This window comes from Rhodospirillales bacterium, from assembly GCA_016872535.1.
In the GTDB taxonomy this organism is placed as follows: Bacteria; Pseudomonadota; Alphaproteobacteria; order Rhodospirillales; family 2-12-FULL-67-15; genus 2-12-FULL-67-15.
Genome location: VGZQ01000020.1, coordinates 20,571 through 42,551 on the forward strand (window position 1 = coordinate 20,571; position 21,981 = coordinate 42,551).

Here is a 21,981-nt window from a genome sequence, read left to right on the forward strand (position 1 = left end):
ATGTTCAAGTTCGTATCATGCGCGCGATGTCCGTTTCCGCCTTCGGCTCGGCCGCCACTCCGCGGCTTGGGTTCGTTGTCGGCATCATGCTGATCCTCGCCGCGTGCGCCCAAGGCGCGACGGATTCCTCGGACAATCCGCTGCCCAAGAACTTGATCTCGGATTCGCTCGCCTCGGCCGCGCTGCACGCCGAATCGAGCGGCGATTTCCGTTCCGCGGCGGCGCACTACCGCACGCTGCTCGAACGCACGCCGCAGGACAAACGCATTCCGCTCCGTTACGCGCGCGCGCTCAGGCTCGCGGGCGAGCCACGCCAGGCGGCGGCTTTTCTCGAGCAGCGCGCCCGCAACGAAAAACCTTCCGCCGAGACGCTGGTCGAAATGGCCAAGGCGTACCTGTCCTCGGACCAGTTGCCGGTCGCCGCGCGCTATCTCGACCAGGCGATGACGCTGGCGCCCCAGAACTGGGAGGTCTTGTCGCTGCTCGGCGTGGTGCTCGACTATCAGGGCAAGAACGTCGAGGCGCGCGATCATTACAACGCCGCGCTGTCGCTGTCGCCGGACAATTCCACCGTGCTCAACAACCTGGGACTGTCGCTGGCGATGAGCGGCGATCTCGACGGCGCCATCGCCGCCCTGGAGAGGGCCAAGGACCAGCCGGGCGTGAGCCATCATGTGCGTCAGAATCTGGCGCTGCTGCTGGCGATGAAGGGCGACGCCGCCGGGGCCGAGCGCTTCGCCCGCAAGGACCAGTCGCCGGAAATGGTGCGCGCCAACCTGCGCTATTTCCGCGCGCTGGCCGACGGCGCGCGCACGTACTGACTCTTCGCCCGCTCAATTGTTCGAGATATTGATGCCGGCCGGCCCGGCGATCACGACGAACAGAACCGGTAGGAAAAAGAGGATCATCGGCACCGTCAGCTTGGCCGGCAGGGCAGCCGCCTTCTTTTCCGCAGCGGCGAGGCGCGATTCGCGGCTTTCCTGCGACAGCACGCGCAAGCCGACGGCAACCGACGTCCCGTACCGCTCCGCCTGAATGAGGGTCGTGGAGAGCGATTTTGCCGCCTCCAGTCCGGTTCGCTCGGCGAAGTTTTCGTAAGCCTGGCGCCGATCGCCGAGGAAGGCGAGTTCCGCGCCGAGCAGCCCGACCTCCTCCGCGATCAAAGGCGCGCTGATCGCCATTTCCTCGGTCACGCGGTTGAGCGCGGCCTCGAGCGACAGACCCGCCTCGACGCAGATCACCAGCAAATCGAGCGCATCGGGAAACGCGCGCCCCAGGATTTTCTGGCGCTTGGCCGCATTGTTGTCGACGTAAAGCTTGGGCGCGTAATAACCGATGGCGCCGGCGACAGCGGCGGCGACGAGCAGGCGGAAGGTGTCGAGCGACGGAGATACCAGCTTAATGTAGAAATAAGCGAAAACGGCGAGCACGATGGGCAAACCGACAGTGGCGGCGATGTATATGGTCGTCGCCGAGGACGAGCGGAACCCGCCGCGCGCGAGCTGGGCGCGGAGCGCCTTAGGGTCGAATTTCTCCTTGAGCTTGAGCCGTTCGACCACCGCGTTCAAGAAATCCAGCCCGGGGCGCGTTTTCGGACGCATGCTTCGTTGCTGCTGGAGCGACGATAGTTGCCGGGCGGCGAGATCCTGGCGGTGCGACGCGACTCCCTTCAGGCGATCCGACATCCGGCCCTTGGGCATGAAATAGGACATGGCCGCGAGGACTGAAAAAAGCGTTCCCGCGAAGGCCAGCACCATGATGATCGTCGCGGCGTCCATGGCTCACATCTCGAAGCTGATCATGTTGTTCATGACGGCGACGCCGATCCCCATCCACACTAGGCCGCCGCCGATCAGCTTATGGCCGGCCGCCGTGGTGAATAGGACCGCGATGTATTCCGGCGCGACCAGGGCAAGCAAGGCGCCGACCACCACCGGCAGCGATCCGATGATGGCGGCCGAGGCCTTCGCCTCGCTCGACATGGCCTGGACCTTGTCGCGCATCCGTTTGCGCCCGCGCAGCACGTCGGAAAGCTTTTGCAGCGTGTCCGCTAAGTTGCCGCCGGTTTGGCGCTGGATCATCAGCACGATGGCGAAAAAGCGCAATTCCGGCGTCGGCACCCGGCTGACGGCGCGGTCGAGACATTCGTCGAGCGTCATGCCGATCCGCGTTCCCTCCGAAATCAGCCGGAATTCGGAACCGATCGGGTCGGGCATTTCCCGACCGATGACGGAAATGCATTCGGGCACCGGCAGGCCGGCCTTGACGCCGCGAATGATGACGTCGAGGGCGTCCGCGAACAGGCTCGTGAATTTCTTGACGCGGCGCTTGATGAGGAAGTTGAGGACGAATTTCGGCAATCCGAAGATCGTCACGATCGGCAACACGAGCAGGCCGAGCACGCCGAGGAACGGCTTGCCCATGACGTAATAAAGGGCGGTGACGACCACCGCGGCGGTTACGACACCGGCGAAGAATTGCAGCGGCGAAATGTCCTCCAATCCCGCCTGGATCATCTCTTCGCGCAGCTTATAGATGCCTTTCTTGGTCCGGCGCGCTTCGGCTTCCTTCAACTTGGCCTGAACGCTGCGCCGGCGGTCGCCCGACACGTCCCGCCCGGCGAGCGAGCCGATTTCCCCGCCGCTCTTGATCGCCGCCAGGCGCGCGGTGAACCGTCGGGTCGCGACCGACCGCGTGGTGTACACGACGACGCCGAGGGCGATGGCCGAGGCCAAGCCGACCAGAACCGCGACGATGACGGTGATATCCATGCGTCAGGCGCCTTCGTGCAACGCTTCCGCCAGCTCGGCTTCGAGCCCGAAATATTTCGCCTTGTCCCAGAATGCCGGCCGGATGCCGGTCGGCTTGTGCCGACCTTGAATCTTGCCGTTTTTATCTTCCCCGAGAATTTCGTACACCAGCAGGTCTTGAAGCGTCACCACTTCGCCTTCCATACCGATCACCTCGGTGACGTGGGTGATCCGGCGCGAGCCGTCGCGCAGGCGCGCCGCCTGGACGATGACGTTGACCGCGCCGACGATCTGCTCGCGCACCGTCTTGGCCGGCAGCGTGAAGCCGCCCATGGCGATCATGTTTTCGATACGGCTGATCGCCTCGCGCGGGTTGTTGGCGTGAATCGTACCCATCGATCCGTCGTGACCGGTGTTCATCGCCTGCAACAGGTCGAAAGCCTCGGGTCCGCGCACCTCGCCGACGATGATCCGTTCGGGCCGCATGCGCAGGCAGTTCTTCACCAGATCGCGCATGGTGACCTGGCCGATGCCTTCCAGGTTGGGCGGGCGGGTTTCGAGCCGGACCACGTGCGGCTGCTGAAGCTGCAATTCGGCCGCGTCCTCGCAGGTGATGATCCGTTCGCTGCGGTCGATGTAGTTGGTCAGGCAGTTGAGCAGCGTGGTTTTGCCGCTGCCGGTGCCGCCGGAAATGATGACGTTGATGCGCGAGGCGCCGATGACCTGAAGCAACTTGGCGCCGCGCGGCGAAATCGCGCCGAAGCTCACCAGCTTGTCGAGCGTCAGCTTTTCTCGCTTGAACTTGCGGATGGTGAGGGTTGGCCCGTCGATGGCGAGCGGCGGGGCGATCACGTTGACGCGCGAGCCGTCGGCCAGCCGCGCGTCGCAAATCGGGCTGGCCTCGTCGACGCGGCGGCCGACCGCCTGCACGATCCGCTGGCAGATGTTCATCAGTTGCGTGTTGTCACGGAACTTGATGTCGGTCAGCTCGATCTTGCCGCCGGTTTCGATGTAGACCTTGTTGGCGCCGTTGACCATGATGTCGGCGATGTCGTCGCGCGCGATCAACGGCTCGAGCGGGCCCAGGCCGAGCACGTCGTTGCAGATTTCGGTGACCACGCTTTCCTGTTCGGCGGCGCTGAGCGTGAAATTGCGCATGCTCATGATCTCGGCGATGATGTCGCTGAGTTCCTCGCGCACCGCCTGCATGCTCATTTTCGACAATTCGCCCAGGTCGACCGTCTCGATCAGGTCGCTGAAAACCTTGCCCTTGATTTCTTCGAGCCGGTCGCCGAGCCCTGCGTGCTTGGCCGGCGCCGGCTTGGTCTCGGCGGCCGAGACTTCGGCCTTGCCCTTGGACGAAGGAATCGGCTGCGGCGCCGCTTTCGGCTCCGGCGGCTTCGGCGCCAAGGCTGCCGACGAGGGGGCGCTCGGAACCACGCTGAGCGATGTGGTGCGTTTGCCGAACATGATCGAGCCTTCCTTCCCTGCCGGCGGACGAGTACCTCTTATTCCGCCGCCTTGCCCTTGCCGGCTTTAGTCCCGTCCTTGTCCTTTTTCGCGCCGCCGGAGCGCAACCAGCCGAGGATGCCGCCCGCGCGGTCGGACTTCTCCAGTTTATTCTCGCGCCCGGACACCGCCGCCATCACTTTGCGCAAGCCGTCCACCGCCGCGTGCGATTTGGCCGCCTCGCCGATCATCTGGCCGTTGTTCATCGCGCTCTGGAACACATCGACGGCGTAAGGAATGGAGAGTACCGAATGAGTGCTGGTCGCCTCCATGAAATCCTTGGCCGACAATTCCGTTTTTTTGGATTCACCGATCTTATTCAGCGCCAGACGGGTCGGTTTCGCGCCGCGCCGCGACGCCAACGCCGCGAAAATGTTCTTGGATTCCCGAAGTCCCGTCAAGTCGGGCCGGCTGACGATTACCGCTTCGTCGGCGATTTCCAGGGCGGCCAGGGTCCAATCGGTCCAGATATGCGGTAGATCGAGCACCGTGAACCCGGCCGCGCCTTTCGAAAGATCGAGAAACTTTTCCACCGCCTCCGACGGCAACGCGCTCGCGGCGTGCAGGGTGCCGCTGCTAGCAAGAACCTTCAGGTTGTCTCCGTGCGGAATCAGGCACTTGTCAAACAACACATCGTCCATCCGGTCCGATTGGGCGAGCACATCGGCGGCCGATTGCTTGGACTCGAGGTTGAAGGCAAGATCGGCGCATCCGAAGGAAAAATCCAGATCGGCGAGAATCGTCGGTTCCTTGTAGGTGCGCGCCAGGAGCCACGCGACGTTGTGCGCGACGGCGCTGGTGCCGACGCCGCCGCCCGCCCCGAAAAAAGCGATTGCGCGTCCGCGCGGGATCGACGCGGGGTCGCTGAAAAGTCCGAGAATGCTATCGACCACCGTTCCCGCCTCGGGCGGCGCGAGCAGATAGTCGCTGACGCCCTGCCCGACCAGGGTGCGGTACAACCCGACGTCGTTGAGGGTTCCGATCACGATCACCTTGACGCCGGGCTCGACAACTTCGGCCAATTGTCCGAGCGCGGCTATCAACGCCCGATCGTCGCCGGTTTCTTCGACGATCAGCACCTGCGGCGTCGGGTTCTCGCGGAAATAGGCGATCGCGCCGGCCAAGCCGCCGTCACGTACGGTCATCCGCGACCGGCTCAGGCGCGAATCTGTCGCCGCCTGCTCCAATGTCGCGCGCGTGGTGGTTTCGGCCGCGAACGCCTCGATGGTGATCCGTAAAAACAAAATCGACTTCTCCAACCGGCTGTTACTTGGTGCTCGTTTTGGCTTCCTTCGGCGAGGCGGTGCCCTGGCCGCGCTGGTACTTGCCGAGAATATCGACACTGCGCGAACCCCAGCGTCCCTGATCGTCCGAAAGCCGGATCAAATCGCGCGGATTGGCCGCCATAGAGCCGACGTTTCGTTGCGTGGCACAGCCGAAATGCTCGCTCGGCGCGTTGGTCCAGTTGTCGGAAATGTCCTTGGTCCAGGTTCCGCACTGCGGCGGGCGGGCGACGTAAAAGACGTAGGTAAGCACGGCGCGCCGCTCGCCCGCGTTGACGGCGAGCCGAAGATCGATCTCGCCGGCGGCGAGGCCGTGGGCGCGGAGCGTGGCGCCGATATCCTGGGCGAACGCGATGGCTTCCGCGTCGTCGGCGGTTTGCCCGCTGACCGTGACCGCGACCTTGCCGCCGGTCGTCCTGAGAAAATCGGCGGCAAAGGCGGCGATGCGTTCCCCGTCCTCGTCGAGCGAGCCGACGTCGAGGATGGCCGTGTGCTGCTCGACCCCGATCGGGTAGCGCAGCCGGTAGTCGTGGTCGATCAGGTCGGCGCCACATCCCGCGATTCCGAGGATCGCGATAATCATGGTCAACATCCCGCCGATCGTTTTGCGCATGGATATGTTCTGCCTCAATCGATGATGTGGCCGATCGGCCCCTGCGGACCGCCGGCGGGCAAGGCGCGGCCCGGGCGGCGGACGTAGGTTTCCTGCAAGCGGCCGAGCAGGTAGCGGCTGAGATCGTTGGAGACGACGAATCCGTCGGTCGGAAGCGTCAGGTTCTTCGGGTCGGTCGGCTTGACCATCAGGGCCGACACCAGGATGACCAATTCCGTCTCGCTGCGCTGGAAGGACGTGGACTTGAAGAGCGCGCCGAGGATCGGCATTTCCATGATTCCGGGCACGCCGCCGAGCGCCGCCGTCACGTCGTTTTGCAATAATCCGGCGATCATGAAGCTGCCGCCGCTCGGCAACTCGACCGTGCTGTTGGCGCGCCTGACCGTGAACGACCGGACGGTCACCGTGCTCGATCCGACCGGATAGGTGATCGAATTCGCCGTGGTGATGGCGCTGACCTCGGTTTCCAGTTTCAGGCTGATGCGGCCCGAATCGAGCACCACCGGCACGAAGGCGAGGCTCACGCCGAACGGCTTGTATTCGATCGACACGGTGCCGTCTTGGCCCGGCACCGGAACCGGGTATTCGCCGCCGGCGAGCAGATTGGCCGACTCGCCCGACACCGCGACCAGGTTCGGCTCGGCGAGGTTGCGCACCATGCCCTGGGTTTCGAGCAACTGGAAGGTCGTGGTCAGATTGTCGATCAGGTTCGATACCAGGATCGTTGCGGCGAATCCGGTGTCGGTGGTGGTCGGGCCGACTTGCCGGACGGTGGCCGAAAGGAGCGCGTCGTTGTCCGCGAGTTTGAGCGGAAACGCCGTGGTGCCGGCGGCATTGGCGGCGTGGCGGATGCCGAGTTCCTTGAGCGCGGTCTTCTGGATTTCCGCGACCCGGACCTGGATCAGGACCTGCTGTTCGGTCCGCACCTTCATCATGTTGACGATATTCTCGTCGGACTTGACGTAGCGCCGGGCGAGGCTGCGCGCCTGGGCGGCGGCGCCGTCGGTGCGCGCCTGGCCGGAAAGCACGATGCTGTCGCCGACGCTGGTGACCTCGATCGATTCGTCGGGCAAGTGCTGGGCCAGCGCATCCTTGAGGGATTCGATGTCGAGGCGAACCGCGATCTCGATCCGCCGCAGCACTTTGTTGTCCGGCCCGATCAGAAAGATGTTGGTGTCGCCCACCGTTTTGCCGACGATGTAGACTTGGTCCGCGGCGCGCACGATCACGTCGGCGATATCGGGATTGCCGACGACGATGTCGCGTACCGCCCGCTCGAAGGCGAGCGGCACGGTCTTGTTGAGCGCGACCTGCATGACCTCTCCCGCCGTTCGGCGTTCCATGTTGCCGAGGGCGACGGCTTTCTCCGGTGACGGCAGCACCCGCACCCGCGATGGGCCGCGCACGCGGTCCTTGGTCGAGCCCTCGCGCTCCCGTTCGACCTGCCCTCGCGGCGCGGCGGAAGGCGGTGGCGGCTCGCTCGCTTTGGGCGCGGCCTGGGTCGGGGCTTGCGCCTGGACCGGAAGCTGAGGCGCGCAGACCATCAGCAACGCGCCCATCAAAACCGCGCGGCCGACGTTTCGGAAGAAGTTCAAGGGAAAATTCATCGAACCATTCTCACCGGACCGTCCGGTCGCCGCCGCGATTGATGATCAAGGGGCCACCCGCTCCGCCATTGTCCTGAACGCGGGTGGGCGCGGCCTTGGCCCTCTCCTCCCCGGCCTTGGCTTTGCCCCGACCGACCAGCTTGCCCAGTACCGCGCTGGTTTCGACGTCGGTGGTGTAAGCATCCGACCGTGCTTCGGGCGCCGTGGCGACACTGCGCAGCACCAAGGAAAGCTTGCCCATCTGTCCCGCCAGGATCAGTTTTTCGGCCTGCTCGGCGGTGACTTCCACGGTCGCGGTCTTGCCGACGCCCGAGGTTTTGGGCGCTTCCTTCTCCTTGCCCGCCGTTTCGCGTGTCAAAGTCTGATCGATGGCGAGCAGCCTGACGTTTTCCAAAACGACTTCCGCGGCGTAGCGCACGAACTCGCCCGATGCGGCGCCAGGCTGGCCACCTCCGAACCGCGATACGTCCGACGTCAGCACCACGTCGACCCGGTCGCCGGGCACGGCAAGACCGGCGATGGCGCTTTCCGCGGTGATGGTGATGGTGATCGCGCGCATGCCCGGGGCGAGCAGCGCCGAGAATTTATTGGGCCCTTCGGGCTTGAACACCGCGCTCGGGCCGATCGGCTCGCCTTCGAACAGATCGCGTCGGGCGACATAGCCGACGTGAGTTTGCCGCGGGTCTTCCTTGCCTTTGCGCGCGACGACGTTTTGCCCGGTGGCAATGGCTTTCGGCCATTTGTCGTAGCGTAAGTCGTCGGCGACGAGCACCTTTCCCGTGCCGATGGTGCGCGCGGCGACCAGGACTTGAACGGTATCGGCCTCTTCCGCCGATTTCACCGCGCGCCGCAACTTGGCCTTCGACCAGTCGTTTGGAAAAAAAGGCCAAGCCGCCGGCGATCAGCAGGGCGATCGAAATCAGAAGAATCGTGATCGGCCGCATCCCGTGTTCCCAAATGGTCTTATGGCCCGACCGTGGCGGTCGTTGTTGCTACCGAGTCAACGCCGTTAAGGCTAACAGCCGGTTAACGATGCCGGCGCGGCGGCAAAGGTCTCGCTGCCGGGCCGATTCGCGCCCCGTTTCGGATCGCGACCCGAACGCCTTAAAATACCCCGTAAAGCCAATGAAAGTAATAGAAAAAGGTCGATCTTGGAACCGACCGACCCGGGCGTAAAAACCGGCATCGACGGGCAAGGCCGTTAACCATCATAAGCCCCATCATAAGCCGATGAACGGCCACGAAAAGGAACCGACCAGATTTCGAATCCAGAAGTCCAGACCGGCGAGCGCGAGGGCGACGCCGTACGGCACTTGCGGCCGCCCGGGCTTGGGTCCGGCCGGGATATCCTTCCCATTCGCCGTCCGGGTCCGACGGATACGCCACAGAACGAAAAGCGCCACTCCACCCCCGGCGATCGCCGTCACGAGCGCCAGGCGGAGCGTTTCGGGCCACCCGGCCCACAGCGCGAGCGCGGCGAACAACTTGGCGTCGCCGCCGCCGATCCAATTGCGGGAAAACAGCAGCACGCCCAGCGCCAAAGCGCCGGCGCCGGTGGCCAGATGGAAGAGGATACGCTTTTCGGGAATTATCCCGGACACCAGAGCGGCGGCAAAAAGCGCGAGAAAAGCGCCGACCAGCCAATTGGGAATGCGATAGGCCCGGATATCGTCCCACGCCGCCCATGCCAACAAGGCGAAAAACGCGAAGGCGATTCCGGGGCCCATGACCCCCTCGGGAACGCGCAACCTCCCCCGCGGAAGCTTATGCGGCTTCCGCGGACGGTGGGAAACGCGGTGTGAAACCGGTTAGAGGTTATTCGCGACGTTACGGAACATCGCGTTCAAATCGTTGCCGACGAGTGTCAGGGCACCGATGATGACGACCGCGATCAGGGCGGCGATGAGGCCGTATTCGATGGCGGTGGCCCCATTTTCGCTACGGACGAAGGCGCGCAACTTCGACATGTGGTTTCTCTCCTCTCAAGTCGCTATGGGCCCGAAGGCCGTGGCGTTCCCCTTGACCTCGCCCGGTTCCCCGCTGTTCTGCTCTGTCGGAACCAAGACGAGTATCGTCGTTTAGTAATATTGTAAATCCTAGCAAAATTTCGGGATTCTCCGCAAGCAAGGAAATGTTTCACACCGCACGTTAATGCAAAATTATTAACGATCCCCGACGTTATCCGCGAACCGGCACAACCTTCCGACCTTGGATGTTGGTTGGATTTTGTACGCACCGGGTTCCGGCATAAGATAACCGGCCGGCCGAATTCTGGTTTTTTTACCGCTGGTGCCGATGATGGCGGATGCCGCATGACCACCGACCCCAACACGCGCGATCTTTCCAATATCGCCCTGTTCGCCGATCTGACACCCGCAGCGATCCGGGAGATCGCGTCTGTCGCCACATGGCGCGAGGTTCCCGCCGGGGAAACCATCTTCGATCAGGAAACCGACACCCTCGAGGTTTATTGCGTCGTCGCCGGCGCGGTCCGCATTCTGACCACCGTCGGCGAACGCGAGGTGACGCTCGCGGAAATTCTGCAGGGCAACATGTTCGGCGAAATTGCCGCCATCGACGGCCAACCGCGCTCGGCCAAGGCGGTCGCTTCGGTCGACAGCGTGCTGGCTTCGATCGACGGCCCGGCGTTCGTCAAGATCCTGCTCAAGCACCCGAACATCTCGTTGAAGATCATTCAGCGCCTGGCGCGCGTCGTGCGCGGCCTCGACAAGCGGGTCACCACCTTGAGCACGTTGACCGAGGAACAACGGGTGGTGATCGAGCTGCTGCGCATCGCCGAACCCGACCCCAAGATCCCAAACGGCTGGTACATTCCGACCATGCCGGTGCATTCGGACATCGCCGGCTGGGCCGGTACCTCGCGCGACATCGTCGCCCAAACCATCGGCCGGCTCGCCCGCGACGGCGTCGTCAAGCGCCGGGGCATGGCGCTCGTCATTTGCGATTGGCCGCAGCTGCAGATGTTGGGCAAGGTCGCCGCCGCGCGCGACTGACGGCGCGTTCATCCGCGCGGCAGCACTTCGAACAGACGGAACGCCGACGCCTCCGGCGGCGTGTCGATGCGCCGGACCCAAGCCGGCGGATTTTTCGTCAGGCGGTCGTACAGGCTTCCCGGCTGCCGGCTTTCCGGACTCAGGCCCTCGACCTCGTACCCCGGACAAATGGCGATCAGCCCGACGCCGCGCCGGGCGATAATTTCCCGCGCGATCGCATCGTCGGTCGCGGCGAAAGCCTCCAGGGTGTCGCGCAATGTCGCCTCGGCGCGATGATACGCCATGCCGACGGTCCGATGGGGCGTCCGGTAAAGGACTTCGCCCACGTAATTCATTCCCATCAGGATCGCGCGCGGCCGTTCCGACCAGGGCGGCCGGTTGAGCGCGTCCGCGAGCCGGCGCCCGGCACAGACGTCGGCGCCGCCGCGGCCGGCGTTCAGCTCGCCCCCGGCCCGCTGAAAGGCCGACACATAGGCCGCCGCCGGCGGCCCGAGCAACAACAGCGCGACCACCGCCGCGCTTGCTCCCTCGCGCCACGGCCGTGCCCATTTTCGCCGCGCAATCCCTTCCGTCGCGCGGGCGATCATGTCGCCGAGCGCGAGGCACGGGAATAATCCCGCGTATATCATCCAGCGGATCCAACCGGCGGTCAGCGCACCGTAAGCCGCGACGCACATGGCGACGAAAACCCACGCCCAGAAGCGCGTTCCGACCCGTTCCCGCCGCAGTCGCCACGCCAGCCATGGCAGCGCCAACGCGGTCGCGCCGAGCGTCGCCGGAAATCGTTCGAGCGAAGCGCCCGACTGCAACTCGCCCAGGTTTTCGGCCAAATAGCGGGCAAATTCCGGATCGACGCCGGCGAGCGGCCCGGCGAGCGCCTTGGGGAATATCCAAATCCAAATTCCGACCGCCGCCGCCGCGCCGACCGCTGCCGCCGCGATCCGCGTCGCCGGAGTCCGCAGCTGCCCACGCCCCCCGGCGGCCCATACCGCCGCGAAGAATAACGCGATCAATACGCCCAACGTCGCATGAACGATGGAGATTTGGTCGTATTCGACGGCCAGCCACGACGGCCCGCGCTCGATCGCGAGCGCGCCAAGCAGTCCCCCCGCGTAACCGATAGCGAAATTTGCCGCGCGCGCGCCACCCGGCTCGTCCGCGCCCGCCACCCAGACCAAGCCCAACGCGGCGAAACAAATGGCGGCAAAAGCGAAGGCTTCGGGTCCAACCCACACGCCCGCCGCTGCCGCCAGACCGGCATAGAAAGCATTGCGTCGTTTCTGTTCTTCGCGGGCCAGGGCCCGGATCATGAATCCGAATCCGAGGGCGGCGAAAAACACGAACAGGATGTGATGGTCGCCGCGCACCAGGGCGCCGTACGACATCAGCCCGTACTGGGCGGTCGCGGCGATGCCGGCGAGGATCGCTGCCGTCCGTCCGACCAATGGCAACGCCGCCCAGGCGAGCAGGACGGCCGAGCCCGCATGCAACACCGGCCCCGACCCCATCGCCGCCGCATACAAGGCCTGCTTGACGCCCAGAATCGGAACCGTCGGCAAGGCGAGAGCCGAAATCACCACGTCGAGCGGGCGCGTCCAGTGAAACACGTCGCCGTAGGGCGCGTTGGCGCGTGGAAACGACCGGTCGAACCACCCTTCGCCCCGCCACAGGGCTTCGACCTTGAGCAGACGGACATACCCGTCGTTATCGATAAAACCCGGCGGCAAATCGGAAACCGCGTACCATAACCCGTGCGCCGCGAGAACGAAGACGAACAGGCCAACATAGGCGCGCGCGCCGATCGCCTCCGATGTCATGGCTTAAGCACCTCGAACAGCCGATAGGCCGACGCCTTTTCGGGCAGCGCGATTTCCCGAATCCACGGCGGCGACGGGCCCGCGATCAGGCGGTCGTAAAAGGTGCCGGGACCGGTGTCCTTCGCGCCCATCCATTCGATGCCGAAAGCCGGGCAAATCGCGATCAATTCTATTTTTCGCTTATCGACGATCGCGCGCGCCGCCGCCTCCTCGGTCGCGGCGAGCAGCCGGTTCACGTCGCGTAGGCCCTCGTAGCCCCGCAAATAGAGCGACGCGACGACACCGTGCGGCGTGCGGTACATGATCTCGCCGCCGATGTTGGCGCCGGTCGCGACCACGCGCGAACGGTCAGACCACGGCGGACGGTCGAGCACCTCGGCCAGCGGCTTCGCCCGGCAGGTTTTCATGTTGCGGAGGTGGGCGACGCGCTCCTCGGGCGTAAAAAGTTTCATGGCGCCGAGCGCCAACCCAAGCGGCCCGATCAGGAACGCGGCCATCACCAGCGCGCTGCCCGCCTCGCGCGCGAGCCGCGAGCCTCCCCTCGCCACGATCCGTTCGGTGAGCCTGAGCGACATTTCGGCCAGCAGGACGGAAGAAAACAATGCGGCGTAAATGCCCCACCGTCCCCAGGCGGCGGTGATCGCGCCGTAGAACGCGACGCACGCCGCCAGATGGATCCAGGCGCCCTCGGTCCACAGCGTTCTTTCGCGCGCAAGCCGCCAGGCGAGCCACGGCGCGGCCAGCAGAACACCGCCCAAGGCCAGCGGCAACCGGTCGGGTCGTAAGCCCGGCGCGTATTCGGACGTGGTGGCGAAGATGAGCGCCGCGACCTCGGGATCGAAATCCGCCATCGGCCCCCGGCCGATGGATGGAAAGAGCGCGATCCACGCCGCCAGCACCAGCGCGCCGCAAATCCCGCCCAACACCGCGCGCCAGCGCCAGCCCAACCGCGCCCCGAATCCTTCGGCGCCGCGCAACAGGGCGAACCCCGCCGCGACCAGAACACCGAGGGCGGCGTGCATGATCGAGAGGCGCTCGTGCTCGACCGTCGCTGCGTCGGCGCCGCGCTCCAGCAGCAGCGCGATCATCAGGCTAACGGCGAAGGCGGCGGCGGAATCGAATCCCCGCCGCGCGTCGCCCTCGCCGATCCAATAGAGCCCGAACGCCGCCGCGCAGAGCCCGGCATAGGCGAGCCCCTCGACCCCGACCCAAACGCCCATCGCCGCCGTCATTCCAGCCGCGAACGCGAAAAATTTGTGCGAGCGTTCGGAATCGAGCGCGCGAACCATGAATCCAAATCCGAGCGCCACCAGAAACAGAAACAAGATGTGATGATCGGCGCGCATGGCGATGGCGTAGCTCCAGATCATCCCCTGCGCGGCGACGAAGATGCCCGCCAGGATCGCCGCCGTCCGCCCGACCAGCGGCAGCGCCGCCCAGGCGAGCACGACGGCCGCCCCCGCGTGCAGCACCGGCCCCGACAGCGCGCCCGCCCAGAAGATCGCCGCCTTGGTTCCGAACACCGGCAACAACGGCACCGCAAGCAGCAAGATCAGAACGTCGAGCGGCCGGGTAAAATGAGACGTGTCGCCGAAAGGCGCGTTATTGCGCGGAAGCGTGTTGGCGAACCAATCGCCGCCATGCCACAGCATTTCGACCCGGAGCACGCGCACATAGCCGTCGCTGTCGACGAACTCGTCGGGAAATTTCGACAAAACGAACCACAGGGCGTGGGCCGCGAGGGCGAACAGGAACAGCCCAAGATACGTCCGCGCGACGATCATGCGGGAGGCCCCCGCCGGCGTGAGGGCCGTGTCGGACATTCGCGTCACAGATTGTTGGAAACGGCGTTGGAGATGAAATTGTACATGTCGGTCATCTCGCCGCTGAGCAGTCCGACCGCCGCGACGATCGCCAGGAAGATCAGGCTGGCGATCAAGGCGTACTCGATCGCGGTCGCCCCCCTGTCGTCCGCCCCAAATCGCCGAAGGAAGATCATGGCGCGATCTTATCCGGCGTCGTTCAAATCCCCAAGAGGCCGCAACCCGTATCGGGCCGCCCACGACAAACCGTCGGCGGTTTTGGCGCGCGGGCGGTATTCGCAACCGATCCAGCCGTCGTAGCCGGAATCGTCGAACAGCGCGAACAATTCGGGGTACGGGATTTCAGAAGGTATCGGCTCATGCCGTCCGGGCACTCCCGCGATCTGGATGTGTGCAATACGCGACCTATGAGCCCGGAAGGTCTCCGCGAGAGCTGCGCCGGACATGGCCGCATGATAGACGTCGTATTGCAGCCACAAATTGGTATGCGCCACCGCGTCGTGGATGGCGCGCGCTTGCCCCATGCCGCTCAGGAAATATCCTGGCATGTCGATCGGGTTGAGCGGCTCGATCAGCGCGCGCACGCCTTCCCGCTCCGCCCGCGCCGCCGCCCGGCGCAGGTTGGCGATGTACGTCCGTTCGGTTTCCGCGCTCGCGGGCGCGTTACCTGCCAGCACATGCAGCCGCGAACAAGACAGCATCCGCGCATACGCCAGCCCGCGTTCCAGGGATTCGCGGAAATCGTTTTCGCGCCCGGGGACGGCGGCGAACCCGCGCTCGCCCTTGTCCGGGTCGCCGGCGGGCGCGTTGATCAGAGCCATGTCGAGCCCGGCGTCGGTCAACCAACCGCGAATATCTTCCGCCGCCCACGCATACGGGTTCTGGCATTCGACCGCGCGGAACCCGGCGCGGCGGGCAAGGTGGAAACGCTCCTCGAACGGCGCCTCGGCGAACAGAAACATCACGCTGGCGGCGAAGCGCGGCATCGACGGTCAGCGCGTCCGGCGCTTCCTGATTTCGGCGGCGACCGCTTCCGCCGCGTTAAGCTGCGGCCCATCCTTGCGCCCCGCCGTCGCCTGGTCGGTCAGCGGGCGCGCGAAGCCGAGGTCGTATAGTTCCCGGTGCAGGCGCGCGTATTTGGGCGTCACGAACTCGTCGCGCGCGAAGATGTAAACCGGCGCTCCCGACGCGCACGCTTCCGAACACATGGACATGGAATCGCCAGTGACCACCACCGCGTCGGCGAGCGCGAGAAAGCCGAGATAAGGATTCTCGCCCGCATCCCCCCAGCGATGCACATGGCGCGGAACGCTTACGCGCGCGAGCAAGGCGTTCAGGGCGGCGGGGTCAGTGCGCCGGCTCGACGTGATCAGCAGCGATCCGCCGCTGCGGCGGGCGAACGCTTCGAGGCGCGCCGCCAAATCCTCCATCACAGCGCCCCCAAGTGCCCGGCCCTTGGCGCTGCCGCCGATCAGGACCGCGATCAGGGGCTTCGGCAAATGCGCGAGGCGGCTCCGCCACGCGTCCGCCGCCTGGGCCAGCGTATCGGGGCGGATGCGGTGCGGAGCCCCGGTGATGAAAAAAACGTTCGCGCCCGGCGGCGCCCGATCGTGATGCGGTACCGCGATCAGGTCGAAGTCCCGGCGCGCGAAATGCCCCGGGTCCATGATCTGGACCGCGAACGTTTGCCCGCCGGAGATCCGCTTGATCGCCCGCGCGACCGGCGCGACCCGCCGTCCAGCGCCGAGGACGATGTCCGGCCAGGGCGGCGCCAGCTCGTTCCGGCTATCCCGGCTCACGCCCGCGAAGGACGCGCCAAGCAAAAAATTCGGCAACCCGCCGAGCGGACCGTAGCGGATTTCCTTGACGGCGAACGGCAATCCCAACGCCTCGGCCACGCCCAAGACTTGCCCGCGGTTGCCGGGGCGGTCGTCGGCCAGGACCCAGACCTTCACGTCGGCATCGCTCACCGCTTGGGTTCCCTCGGATTATTTTTCCCCGGTTCCAATCGCGGGGCGCATGGGCATAATACCCGCCCCCCTACTCCCTGGCACGGAATTCACCGCATGACCGCCAAGCCCATCCACGGCGCCGATATCGCCACGGCGAAGATCCTGCTCGACATCAAGGCTATCAATTTCCGTCCCGCGCAGCCCTACATCTTCACCTCGGGCTGGGCGAGCCCGGTCTATATCGACTGCCGCAAGCTGATCTCGTTTCCGGCCGAACGGCGCCATGTGGTTCAGCAGGCGGTCTCGATCCTCGGCACCGAGGTCGGTTGGCGCCAGATCGACGCGGTGGCGGGCGGCGAAACCGCCGGCATTCCCTACGCTGCCTGGATCGCCGAGGCGGCCGACAAGCCGATGCTCTATGTGCGCAAGCAGGCGAAGGGTTTCGGCCGCAACGCCCAGATCGAGGGCGATTTTGCCGAAGGCGCGCGCGTGGTGCTGGTGGAAGACCTCGCCACCGACGGCGCGAGCAAGATCAATTTCGTCAACGCCCTGCGCAAGGCCGGGGCGAAAGTCGGCGACTCCTTCGTCGTCTTTTTCTACGGCATTTTCCCGGGTGCCCTCGGCACGCTCGCCGAATCCGACCTGCGGCTCCACTTTCTCGCCACCTGGTGGGACGTGCTGAAGGTGGCCGAGGAAGGCGATTACTTCGACCCCAAGGTGATCGCCGAAGTGCGCCGCTTCCTCGAAGACCCGATCGCCTGGTCCGCCGCCCACGGCGGCAAGGGGAAATAGCGGGCAACCGATGCCGATGACGATACGGGCCGAACCTGTTCCCGACGTCAGGGGAGAACTTCTGGAATCGCCGGTGTGGGATGACCGGCGCCAACTTCTCTGGCTGGTGGATATCGTCGGGTGCTTGGTGCTGGGCGTCGATCCTGACGGCGCGCCGGGTCATGTCGTTCGCTATCGCTTTCCGATGCCGTCGGAACCCGGCTCGCTCGCGCTCGCGACGGACGGCTCGCTGGTGGTTGCCTTGCGCGATCAAGTGGCGCGTCTCGACGTCGCGACCGGAATGCTTACTACCCTCGCCATGGCGGAACACGATCCCAAAACCACGCGCATGAACGACGGGCGTTGCGACCCTCGCGGCCGGTTTTGGGTCGGGTCCATGTTTGAGCCGCGCGACAAGCCGGCGGCCGCGCTCTATCGCTTGGAGAAAGATCGTCTGGTGCCGCAAGTCACCGGGATCACGCTCGCGAACGGGCTCGCGTTCGATCCGGACGGGCGCGGCGGTTGGCACGCGGATACGCCCGCGCGCGTCGTGTGGCGGTTCGAATTCGACGCCGCGGGCGGCATCCGCGAGCGGCGGCCGTTCTTGACCCTCGGCCCCGACGCGCGACCCGACGGCGCGACTGTGGATTCGGAGGGTGCCTACTGGCTCAGCGCCATCGACGCCGGCGAGGTGCGCCGCTATCGTCGGGACGGCACGCCAGATAGGCGCATCGCGGTGCCGACGCCGTGGCCGACCATGCCCGCCTTCGGCGGCCCGGACCTGAAGACCTGCTTCGTCACCAGCCTGCGCGTCGGGCGCGACCCGGGTCAACTAGCGGCGGCCCCGCTCTCCGGCTGTCTTTTCCGATTCCACAGCGATGTCGCAGGCTTCCCGGAACCACGGGTCGCGCTGTAGCAATCCGCTAAGAAAAACATGCCCGATCAATAGCTTAAAGGCGTTTTATCCAGCTCAAGCCGGGACAAACCTGATCAATGCTACCATCGGGCCATGCCGTTTTCGCCCGCCCGCGTACCGGTTCTCCTCGGCGCGCTCGCCCTCGCCTCCGCATTAGCCCCGGAGGGCGCCAAGCCGGCCGAGGCCAAGGACGAGCTGGTCATCGGCATGACCCAGTTCCCGGCCACCTTCCATCCGTCGATCGATTCCATGTTGGCCAAGACCTACGTGCTCAGCATGGCCCGGCGGCCGCTCACCATGCACGACGCCCGCTGGGAACTCGGCTGCATGATCTGCGTTAGCTTGCCGACCATCGAGAACGGCGGCGCGGTGCCGGAAACCACCCCCGACGGCAAAAAAGGCGTCGCCGTCACCTTCACCTTCCGCCCCGGCCTCAAGTGGGGCGACGGCACGCCGCTCACGTCGCGCGACGTGGCCTTCACGCTGGAAGTCGGGCGCCATCCCCAGACCGGCGTTTCCAACCAGGAATTCTACCGCAGCCTCTATAAGGTCGACGCCAAAAACGACGACACCTTCACGCTGCACTTCGACAAGCTCACCTTCGATTACAACGCGGTCAACGACATGGGCCTCCTGCCCGCGCACCTGGAGGAAAAACCGTTCCGCGCCGACCCCGCCGCCTACAAGAACCGCACCCTCTACGACACCGATACCGCCAACCCCGGCCTCTACTACGGCCCCTATCGCATCGCCGAGGTCACGGCGGGCTCGCACGTGGTGCTGGTGCCGAACGACACTTGGCCCGGCGCCAAGCCCCGCTTCAAGCGCGTGGTGGTGCGCGTGATCGAAAACACCGCCGCGCTCGAAGCCAATCTGCTATCCGGCGCCATCGACATGATCGCGGGCGAGCTCGGCCTCACCGTCGATCAGGCGGTCGCCTTCGCCAAGCGCCACGGCGAGCGGTTCAACGTGATCTTCAAGCCGAGCCTGGTCTACGAACACCTGGAGCCCAACCTGGAGAACCCGATCCTGAGGGACAAGCGCGTGCGCCAGGCGCTGCTGCATGCCCTCGACCGCGAAACCATCGTCCAGCAGCTGTTCGCCGGTCATCAGCCGGTCGCCCATACCGGGGTCAACCCGCTCGATTGGATCCATAACCCCGAGGTCCGCAAATATCCCTATGACCCGAAGCGCGCGGCCGCGCTGCTCGACGAAGCGGGCTGGTCGGTCATGCGGGGTGGATTCCGCCACAACGCCAAGGGCGAGCGCCTTTCCTTCGAGCTTGCCACCACCGCCGGCAACCGCACCCGCGAGGCGGTGCAGCAGGTGCTGCAAAGCCAATGGCGCGCGGTCGGGGCCGACGCGCGCATCAAGAACCAGCCCGCGCGCGTGTTCTTCGGCGAAACCGTGCGCAAGCGGACGTTCCCGGGCTTCGCCATGTTTGCCTGGTACAGCGCGCCGGAAAACGTGCCGCGCACCATTCTTCATTCCAGCCACATTCCGACCGAAGCCAACAACTTCGCCGGCCAGAACTACACCGGCTACGCCAACCCGGAGATGGACCGGCTGATCGACGCGATCGAGGTGGAACTGAATCGGGAAAAACGCCGCGCGTTGTGGAAGCGCTTCCAGGACATCTACGCCGAGGATTTGCCGTCGCTGCCGCTCTTCTTCCGCGCCGACGCCTTCGTGCTGCCCAAGTGGCTGGCGGGCGTGGAACCGACCGGCCACCAGGGCGTCAGCACCCTTTGGATCGAGAACTGGCGGGTTCAAAAATGACGAGGTTCCTGGCCACCCGCGCGCTGCAATCCGCCCTGGTGCTGGCGGTCATGTCGTTCGCCGTCTACGGGCTGATGGGGCTGATGCCGGGCGATCCGATCGACCTGATGATCGCCGCCGATCCCAAGTTGACGCCGGAGGATGCAAACAGGCTTCGCGCGCTGCACGGCCTCGACCGGCCGATCCTCGCGCGTTACGCCGACTGGCTGTGGCTCGCGCTGCAAGGCGACTTCGGCTATTCGCGCCTGATGAGCCGTCCGGTTCCGGACGCGATCGGACCCGCGCTGATCAACACCTTGAAGCTGATGGGCGCCGCGTTCGCGCTCGCGCTGCTGATCGGGCTTCCGGCCGGGATGCTCGCCGGCGCACGCCCGCGCTCGCGGCTCGACTACGCGGTCAACGCCCTGGCTTTCGCCGGGATTTCGATCCCTTCCTTCTGGCTCGGCATCCTGCTGATCATCGTGTTCGCCGTGTTGCTCGGCGTTTTGCCCGCAGGCGGCGTGGTGATCGGCGGGGGCGGCTGGATTGAAACACTCCGTCACCTCGCGCTCCCCGTGGCGACGCTGGCCGTCGCCGGCATCGCCGGCCAAGCCCGCTACATGCGCGCGGCCATGGCCGAAACGCTCCGCCAGGACTACATCCGCACCGCGCGCGCCAAGGGCGCGGGCGAAACCCGCGTCGTGCTCGGGCATGCGCTCCGCAACGCGCTGATCCCGGTCGCGACCGTGATCGCCCTCGACTTCGGCACCCTCTTCTCCGGCGCGCTGGTGACCGAAACCATCTTCGCCTATCCCGGCATGGGCCGCCTGATCTACGACGCGGTCATGGGCAACGACTTCAACCTCGCCTTGGTCGCGCTCCTGTTCGCGACGCTCATCACCCTTGTCGCCAACCTGCTGGCGGACGTCGCCTACGTTGCGCTCGATCCGCGCGTCTCGTTCGAGGAACGCGACACATGAGCGCGCCCGTTTTATTGCGCTCGGCGCGCGCAAGCCCGCGGCCGCGCGTCTCGTTCGAGGAACGCGACACATGAGCGCCACCGCTTCCCTGTCGTCGACGCGCCCGCGCCCGTTCGCCGCCCTTTGGCTTCCGGTCGCGCGCCGGTTCGTCCGCCACCGCGCCGCGGTCTGGAGTCTGGGCGCCCTCGGCATGCTCGCCCTGCTCGCGCTCGCCGCGCCGCTCGTCGCCGCCGCCTTCGGGGTCGATCCGGCGGCGGCCGATCTTGCCGGCCGCTTCCGGCCGCCGTCGCTGGCCCATCCGCTCGGCACCGACGAATTGGGCCGCGACGTGCTCGCGCGGCTTCTGTTCGGAGCGCGGGTTTCGCTCGCGGTCGGGTTCGCCGCGGCGATCGCGACCGCGCTTCTCGGCACCGCCATCGGCCTCGTCGCCGGCTACTTCGGCGGCCGGCTCGATGCGATCCTCATGCGCGTCACCGATGGGGTGATCGCGCTGCCGCTGCTGCCGCTCCTGATCGTGCTCGCCGCGGTCGAGCCGGCCAAGCTCGGCCTCCCCAGCGCATGGGCCGAGGCCGAAACCGCGAGCCTCTATCGGGTGGTGATCATCGTCGCGGCTCTCGGCTGGACCACGGTCGCGCGGCTCGTGCGCGCGACGGCGCTGGCCTTGCGCGAGCGCCCGTTCGTGCTCGCGGCCCGGGCGCAAGGGGCGACGCCCTGGCGCATCATGCGCGTGCACGTGTTGCCCAACCTCGCCTCGCCGATCGTGGTCGCGACCACGCTGTCGGCCGGGCACGTGATCCTGCTCGAATCGGTCCTCAGTTTCCTCGGCCTCGGCATCCAGCCGCCGACGCCCAGTTGGGGCAACCTGCTCGCCAACGCCCAGGAGCTGGTGTGGAGCGCGCCGCTGCTCGCCGTCTATCCGGGGCTGTTGATCTTCGTCACCGTGGTTGCCTTCAACTTCGTCGGCGACGGCTTGCAAGACGCGCTCGATCCGCGCGCCATCCGGGACTAGGGTCTGTACTCAATTAGGGGATTCTCAACGCTACGAAGATGTGATTCAAGCTTCCGAGGAGAACGGAGGCTGGGATGGCGCATCTTTACTGGCTGAACGACAAGGAATGGGCGCGGATCAGGCGGTATTTGCCGAAGGGGCGGCGCGGCGCGCGCCGGGTTGACGACCGTCGGGTCGTC

General features: G+C 65.8%; 20 protein-coding genes and 1 pseudogene. 8 read left to right on the plus strand and 13 right to left on the minus strand.

What is annotated here, in order from left to right; translation table 11 throughout:
* The first annotated feature begins 17 nt into the window (after nt 1-17).
* Nucleotides 18-821, plus strand: coding sequence for a tetratricopeptide repeat protein (locus tag FJ311_05815; protein MBM3950952.1), 804 nt, complete (start codon nt 18-20; stop codon nt 819-821).
* 12 nt (nt 822-833) lie between these two features.
* Here the strand turns inward: FJ311_05815 and FJ311_05820 are convergent, their stop codons facing one another.
* The 9 genes from FJ311_05820 to FJ311_05860 all read right to left on the minus strand — a co-directional run bounded on the left by FJ311_05820 (nt 834) and on the right by FJ311_05860 (nt 9,729).
* Nucleotides 834-1,778, minus strand: a complete 945-nt coding sequence (locus FJ311_05820) for a type II secretion system F family protein (GenBank protein ID MBM3950953.1) — start codon at nt 1,776-1,778, stop codon at nt 834-836.
* A gap of 3 nt (nt 1,779-1,781) precedes the next feature.
* A complete protein-coding gene (locus tag FJ311_05825) occupies nt 1,782-2,771 on the minus strand; it encodes a type II secretion system F family protein (GenBank protein MBM3950954.1) in 990 nt (329 codons plus the stop codon).
* Nucleotides 2,772-2,774: 3 nt separating this feature from the next.
* Nucleotides 2,775-4,220, minus strand: a complete 1,446-nt coding sequence (locus FJ311_05830) for a CpaF family protein (GenBank protein MBM3950955.1) — start codon at nt 4,218-4,220, stop codon at nt 2,775-2,777.
* A gap of 38 nt (nt 4,221-4,258) precedes the next feature.
* The gene (locus tag FJ311_05835) at nt 4,259-5,503 is read right to left on the minus strand and encodes a pilus assembly protein CpaF (protein ID MBM3950956.1); all 1,245 of its coding nucleotides are present in this window, start codon (nt 5,501-5,503) and stop codon (nt 4,259-4,261) included.
* A gap of 22 nt (nt 5,504-5,525) precedes the next feature.
* The gene (locus tag FJ311_05840; protein ID MBM3950957.1) at nt 5,526-6,155 is read right to left on the minus strand and encodes a hypothetical protein; all 630 of its coding nucleotides are present in this window, start codon (nt 6,153-6,155) and stop codon (nt 5,526-5,528) included.
* 14 nt (nt 6,156-6,169) lie between these two features.
* Nucleotides 6,170-7,762, minus strand: a complete 1,593-nt coding sequence (locus FJ311_05845) for a type II and III secretion system protein family protein (GenBank protein ID MBM3950958.1) — start codon at nt 7,760-7,762, stop codon at nt 6,170-6,172.
* Nucleotides 7,763-7,772: 10 nt separating this feature from the next.
* Nucleotides 7,773-8,615, minus strand: a complete 843-nt coding sequence (gene cpaB / locus FJ311_05850) for a Flp pilus assembly protein CpaB (protein MBM3950959.1) — start codon at nt 8,613-8,615, stop codon at nt 7,773-7,775.
* A gap of 367 nt (nt 8,616-8,982) precedes the next feature.
* On the minus strand, nt 8,983-9,489 hold the full coding sequence (locus FJ311_05855) for a pilus assembly protein CpaA (protein ID MBM3950960.1): 507 nt from the start codon (nt 9,487-9,489) through the stop codon (nt 8,983-8,985).
* 81 nt (nt 9,490-9,570) lie between these two features.
* Complete coding sequence (locus FJ311_05860) at nt 9,571-9,729, minus strand: Flp family type IVb pilin (GenBank protein ID MBM3950961.1); 159 nt, start codon at nt 9,727-9,729, stop codon at nt 9,571-9,573.
* A gap of 345 nt (nt 9,730-10,074) precedes the next feature.
* Between FJ311_05860 and FJ311_05865 the strand changes: the two genes are divergently transcribed.
* A complete protein-coding gene (locus FJ311_05865) occupies nt 10,075-10,776 on the plus strand; it encodes a Crp/Fnr family transcriptional regulator (protein ID MBM3950962.1) in 702 nt (233 codons plus the stop codon).
* Nucleotides 10,777-10,784: 8 nt separating this feature from the next.
* Here the strand turns inward: FJ311_05865 and FJ311_05870 are convergent, their stop codons facing one another.
* Nucleotides 10,785-12,593, minus strand: a complete 1,809-nt coding sequence (locus FJ311_05870; protein MBM3950963.1) for a hypothetical protein — start codon at nt 12,591-12,593, stop codon at nt 10,785-10,787.
* A gap of 1,408 nt (nt 12,594-14,001) precedes the next feature.
* On the opposite strand from FJ311_05870, the pseudogene FJ311_05875 reads away from it, so the two are divergent.
* Nucleotides 14,002-14,103 (plus strand): annotated as a pseudogene (locus FJ311_05875) (helix-hairpin-helix domain-containing protein).
* A 318-nt stretch (nt 14,104-14,421) separates the two neighbouring features.
* Here the strand turns inward: FJ311_05875 and FJ311_05880 are convergent.
* From FJ311_05880 to FJ311_05890, 3 genes are read right to left on the minus strand one after another with little or no spacing between them, the layout of a single operon-like run.
* Nucleotides 14,422-14,592 carry a Flp family type IVb pilin gene (locus FJ311_05880; protein ID MBM3950964.1) on the minus strand — a complete coding sequence of 57 codons (171 nt, stop codon included), beginning with the start codon at nt 14,590-14,592 and terminating at the stop codon, nt 14,422-14,424.
* 9 nt (nt 14,593-14,601) lie between these two features.
* Nucleotides 14,602-15,402: a TIM barrel protein gene (locus tag FJ311_05885; GenBank protein MBM3950965.1), complete on the minus strand. Its 801-nt coding sequence runs from the start codon at nt 15,400-15,402 to the stop codon at nt 14,602-14,604.
* Nucleotides 15,403-15,408: 6 nt separating this feature from the next.
* Nucleotides 15,409-16,386 (minus strand): nucleoside-diphosphate sugar epimerase, encoded by a 978-nt coding sequence (locus FJ311_05890; protein MBM3950966.1) that lies wholly within the window; start codon nt 16,384-16,386, stop codon nt 15,409-15,411.
* Between the two features lie 96 nt (nt 16,387-16,482).
* On the opposite strand from FJ311_05890, the gene FJ311_05895 reads away from it, so the two are divergent.
* The 5 genes from FJ311_05895 to FJ311_05915 all read left to right on the plus strand — a co-directional run bounded on the left by FJ311_05895 (nt 16,483) and on the right by FJ311_05915 (nt 21,802).
* Entirely contained in the window at nt 16,483-17,160 is a 678-nt protein-coding gene (locus tag FJ311_05895) for an orotate phosphoribosyltransferase (protein ID MBM3950967.1), read from the plus strand.
* A gap of 10 nt (nt 17,161-17,170) precedes the next feature.
* Nucleotides 17,171-18,055, plus strand: coding sequence for an SMP-30/gluconolactonase/LRE family protein (locus FJ311_05900; protein MBM3950968.1), 885 nt, complete (start codon nt 17,171-17,173; stop codon nt 18,053-18,055).
* A 93-nt stretch (nt 18,056-18,148) separates the two neighbouring features.
* Complete coding sequence (locus FJ311_05905) at nt 18,149-19,834, plus strand: peptide ABC transporter substrate-binding protein (GenBank protein MBM3950969.1); 1,686 nt, start codon at nt 18,149-18,151, stop codon at nt 19,832-19,834.
* Nucleotides 19,831-20,793 carry an ABC transporter permease gene (locus tag FJ311_05910; GenBank protein ID MBM3950970.1) on the plus strand — a complete coding sequence of 321 codons (963 nt, stop codon included), beginning with the start codon at nt 19,831-19,833 and terminating at the stop codon, nt 20,791-20,793. The genes FJ311_05905 and FJ311_05910 overlap by 4 nt, the downstream gene beginning before the upstream one ends.
* Before the next feature lie 70 nt (nt 20,794-20,863).
* Nucleotides 20,864-21,802 carry an ABC transporter permease gene (locus FJ311_05915; GenBank protein ID MBM3950971.1) on the plus strand — a complete coding sequence of 313 codons (939 nt, stop codon included), beginning with the start codon at nt 20,864-20,866 and terminating at the stop codon, nt 21,800-21,802.
* Nucleotides 21,803-21,981: the final 179 nt, after the last annotated feature.